Annotated in this window: 4 protein-coding genes and 3 pseudogenes; 4 read left to right on the forward strand and 3 right to left on the reverse strand. The window is 42.5% G+C overall.

Annotated features, from left to right (window positions below; translation table 11 throughout):
- Positions 1-268: 268 nt before the first annotated feature.
- The 4 genes and pseudogenes from ACZ25G_RS06185 to ACZ25G_RS06200 all read left to right on the forward strand — a co-directional run.
- Entirely contained in the window at positions 269-610 is a 342-nt protein-coding gene (locus ACZ25G_RS06185) for a type II toxin-antitoxin system MqsR family toxin (protein WP_463681868.1), read from the forward strand.
- 29 nt (positions 611-639) lie between these two features.
- Entirely contained in the window at positions 640-1,215 is a 576-nt protein-coding gene (locus ACZ25G_RS06190) for a type II toxin-antitoxin system MqsA family antitoxin (RefSeq protein ID WP_463681869.1), read from the forward strand.
- A 4-nt stretch (positions 1,216-1,219) separates the two neighbouring features.
- Entirely contained in the window at positions 1,220-1,621 is a 402-nt protein-coding gene (locus ACZ25G_RS06195) for a protein-export chaperone SecB (protein ID WP_463681870.1), read from the forward strand.
- Positions 1,622-1,697: 76 nt separating this feature from the next.
- A pseudogene (locus ACZ25G_RS06200) lies at positions 1,698-2,564 on the forward strand (nucleoside recognition domain-containing protein); the annotation flags it as partial.
- A gap of 170 nt (positions 2,565-2,734) precedes the next feature.
- Here ACZ25G_RS06200 and ACZ25G_RS06205 read toward each other — a convergent pair.
- The 3 genes and pseudogenes from ACZ25G_RS06205 to ACZ25G_RS06215 form a co-directional block, all read right to left on the reverse strand.
- A pseudogene (locus tag ACZ25G_RS06205) lies at positions 2,735-2,860 on the reverse strand (Ltp family lipoprotein); the annotation flags it as partial.
- A gap of 12 nt (positions 2,861-2,872) precedes the next feature.
- The gene (locus ACZ25G_RS06210; protein WP_463681871.1) at positions 2,873-3,352 is read right to left on the reverse strand and encodes an Ltp family lipoprotein; all 480 of its coding nucleotides are present in this window, start codon (positions 3,350-3,352) and stop codon (positions 2,873-2,875) included.
- 792 nt (positions 3,353-4,144) lie between these two features.
- Positions 4,145-4,325, reverse strand: a pseudogene (locus tag ACZ25G_RS06215) (xylulokinase); the annotation flags it as partial.

Consider the following 4,325-nt stretch of genomic DNA (forward strand, 5'->3'; position numbering starts at 1 on the left):
TCCATGTCAGCGTTGACCAAGGCCCTGTGGGGTATTGCCAGCGCCATCCTGGTAGCCTGCGTCACTTTCTTTATACGGTAATGAAAAGAGCCCTGTTCCTTCCCTCTATTGCAGAGGTGGGAGCAGGGCTTTTTTGTGTTGGGTTATAAAGAATTGCAATAAAAAATGCAACAAAAAGTTTATATGATGATTATTGACAAGCGTAAAAAAGATACGTATACTTATGTTGAAAGTATCATATGATACTATATGGTGTGGGGGTGAATGAATGGGGGATGGCTCTAAGGCAGTTGAAGAAATTTTAAAATGTGTTAAAAAGGCAATAAAGAACAAAAATTGTGAACTGCTGGTATATGGAACAAGGAGAAAAAATCTGGAATCATTAGCAAGGATTGGTTTGACGATTGAGGATGCTTATGATGAGATGAAAGAGTTGACCTATAAAAACTATGTTAGCGGACCGGTGACAGATAGGGATTATCCTGCATCGGATCAACTTTGGATATTTAAGAAGAAAATAGCGGAAGAAATGTTTTATATAAAGTTTAAAATTGTTCGGTTGAACGATAATCAGTTAAAGGTTATTAGTTTTCACATAGATGAGGCTTAACGCCTCAAGATCTAAGAGGAGGGTAACCTATGAAAAACTATTTTTGCCCAGCTTGTAATGAAAAAACATCGACGAAGATCGAAAAGAGACAGGAAAGTTTTAATATCAAGGGACAAAATATTACAATGGAATCTGAGATTAGGGTGTGCGCCAAATGTGGAGAGGAAATATTGGATGAGAAATTGGATAATGAAAACTTAAAGAGATTTTATAATGAGTACAGAAAAAACAATGGACTTTTGATGCCCGAAGAAATAAAAGAGATCAGACAACGCTACGACATATCCCAGAGCGCCTTTGCAAAAATTCTGGGATTGGGCGAAAAGACCATTACGCGTTATGAAAACGGCTCTTTACAGGATATGGCGCAGAATAATTTGATTTTATTAATGAAGAATAAATCAAACTTCATAAGGTTGTGGGAAAAAAATAAGTTCCTACTTCAAGAGAGTGAAAGAGAAAAGACAGAAAATAGATTAAAAAAAATGTCTTCTAAAAATAAAAATCAGACTATTAAGTTTCCTCAGAATCTAAAGGTCGATTATTCCTACAAGATGCGCTCCGATTACGGCTTTTTCGGCGCGAAGTTTGCGATTATGGGGTGAATTTATGAAAATGCAAAAAAGCGCATTAAATTTTAAAGGACACAGAGTAACGAAAATTCTTTTTGAAGAGAACAAACAATTTAAGGTAAGTGACAAAAAAGAAATACCCATTAATCCGAGTATTGAGAAAAGGGTTATAAAACTGCCAAAAAACGATTATGAGGTTCAGCTCAGCTTTACTCTTGATGATGAAGAAAAAAAGCTTCCCTTCAAATTGCAAGTCACAATTTCGGGTCTGTTTTCGATGGATGATGAAGATGATGAATTCTTAGAAGGAAATGCTATAGCAATCTTATTTCCGTTTTTAAGGTCGTTAATAGCAACTGTTACAGTAAACGCCGATGTACCGCCTCTCGTTCTGCCTGTTTTTAATATAGCTGAAACATTAAAACAAGAAAAGGAATAAAAGCGGTCAATATTAATGAAGTAAACTCCGTCTTCCTGTCTCAAATGAGGTAGGAGGGCGGGGGTTATTATTTTACAAAATTATATTTACGATGTGCATGGGATTTGGATGCAATGCGGCGGGAATTGTGGGATGCCGGATCATCGATTCGCCCAGGGAGCGGCTTATTGCCACCATTACCAACAATTTTGTCCCCTGTAATGGCCGTTTTCCTACCCTTATTGCCATTATCACCATGTTTTTTGCGGGGAGTTTTGGAGTTGCCTTCCAGTCGGTATTTTCTACCCTGATGCTCACAGCAGTTATCCTACTGGGAATCATGATGACTCTATTTATCTCTAAGCTGTTGTCTAAGACTATTTTAAAAGGGGTGCCATCCTCTTTCACCCTAGAGTTGCCACCCTACCGTCGCCCCCAGATTGGCAAAGTTATCGTCCGGTCCATTTTTGACAGAACCTTATTTGTATTGGGCCGTGCGGCTGCTGTAGCAGCTCCGGCAGGGCTGATCATCTGGTTGATGGCAAATATTGTGGTGGGGGATATGAGTCTCCTTGCACATTGTGCCGAATTCTTGGACCCCTTTGCCCGACTGCTGGGGTTGGATGGAGTTATTTTGATGGCGTTCATTCTGGGCTTCCCTGCCAATGAGATCGTGGTGCCCATTATCATCATGGCCTATATGTCTACAGGGCAGATCACGGAATATGAGAGCTTGAGCCAACTGCATACATTGCTGGTAGACCATGGCTGGACATGGGTAACAGCCGTATCCACCATGCTTTTTTCATTGATGCATTGGCCCTGCTCCACTACCTGCATGACCATCCGCAAGGAGACCCAGAGCGCCAAATGGACGGCAATATCCATGCTGATCCCCACCGGAGTGGGGATGGCCGCCTGTTTTCTCTTTACCAGTATCGTGCGGCTGCTGGGACTGGTATAAACAAAAAGGGATGAGGCGAATGCCCCATCCCTTAAAGATATTCTGTTGTGTAAAACAAAATGGCATGAGGACAGAGCCTCGAATGATTGGCAATACACAGCTACTAACCCTCCGCTTTACCAATTGCTGCCTTATGTTGGTAGCCTAGCGCGAGGATATGACCTTACAGATTAATAGCCATTTTGGCTTGCACCATAAGCCGCCTGTTCTGAGGTAAATCCCTCATATTCCAGCTGATCGATCAATTCTTCTCGAGAAAATAACATGATTTCAAGATAAGAAGCAGCAGCCTTGGCAGCTTGTTCGTTCTAATCAGCGCCGCAGTTATCAGCTCCGTATGTAGCTTGTTCAGTGGTGAATTTCTCATATTCCAACTGTTCAATGAGACCAGCATAGGAAAAAGCACTGACCTCCAGATAGTTCTGCGCTGACAGCAATGCTTGCTCATTCCAGTCAGCTCCACAGTTGTCTGCGCCATAGGTTGCTTCTTCGGTGGTATATCCCTCATACTCTAATTGACCAATCAATCCCTCGTAGGAAAAAGCCATAAAACGAAGATAGTTCTCGGCCTGCTCCAGTGCATTCGCCTCTCCTGTTGTTGCGTCATTAGCAGGAGGGTTAACGGCGGACTCGGTCTCAGGAGCTGGAGAGGTGGTCGGTGCCGTGGTTGAGACGCTTTGAGAGCTTGAAGAAGACTGCGATGCTATGCTAGAAGAATCGCCATTTGTTTTTTGACCGTTATTGCCGATGGTTCCGCCGATGATAGCGAGAATGACAACTGCAATGATGACCCAAAACTACCATTTTTTGTAAATCGGGGTTTTCATAGAAATCCTCCTCCTACCGACGTGGCGAGAGAAATAATGAAATGAATAGTAGAATATTGATGAATTTTGTCGGAAATTTAAATATAATATATTTCGATAGGAGAGCGAATCGCCCCCTATCCTTGAAGCCACCTTGGTGTTGCGGCATCAGATGGCTTCTTCATTTGTAGCACAAAATTATATTAATGGGAAGATTAATTTTCAAATCTTGTAGAAAAAGCCAAAAGTATAGTGCTCTTCTTGCCAATTTGACGAGAATTTATAGTTGATTGATGCGCAATTTTATGTAATAAACTATGGAGAACATCCTCTCAGATAGCGAAATGTCATGTGAATTTTGGTAAGACCTCTGGGACTGCGAAAAACTGATTTGCACTTTGCTTCCGTCAAAATCACAAGGTGGGGAAAATAAAAAAATGTACAAAAGAAAAAGCGTACCCAAAAGGATACGCTGTGTCAGAAAGCGGTAAGTGCAATGGCAATGATCGCCGACCTAATGGAGACAACCACCGCGATAATGGAGATGTGGCGGCGGACGATGTCCTCGAAACCCCATGAGAGGAGGTGGGCGATGACCGCGCAGCCTCATAGGCGGTGGGCGATGCCCTCTCGGGTCTCCTGGAGAGAAACCGATTCTTGAGGCATCATATAACCACTCTTTTCGTGGCTTTTTAGCCGGTAAGAAAATCCCCGCCAATCTTGTTTAAGAAAGCGGGGATTTTCTTTGTCTTTTGGGTTAAATAAAGCCTCTAGCTAAAAGGCGGCCAGTTTTTCATAGACGCCGGTCAAGACTTCATAGCACTGGTCAAATATGGGCTTGAGTGAATCGTATACCTTGGCGTTTTCCTCAATGGGATGCTGGACAGATTCGATGGTTAGGAATTTGTCGATGACATCGAAGTTATCGAAGGCGCCCACCCCTACGCCGCCGGTG

The organism is Zongyangia sp., assembly GCF_965361945.1.

What these genes read in the sequence shown, in the direction of transcription:
- ACZ25G_RS06185 (WP_463681868.1), top strand. Translation starts at nt 269, where the DNA reads ATGGGGGATGGCTCTAAGGCAGTTGAAGAAATTTTAAAATGTGTTAAA.
- ACZ25G_RS06190 (WP_463681869.1), top strand. Translation starts at nt 640, where the DNA reads ATGAAAAACTATTTTTGCCCAGCTTGTAATGAAAAAACATCGACGAAG.
- ACZ25G_RS06195 (WP_463681870.1), top strand. Translation starts at nt 1,220, where the DNA reads ATGAAAATGCAAAAAAGCGCATTAAATTTTAAAGGACACAGAGTAACG.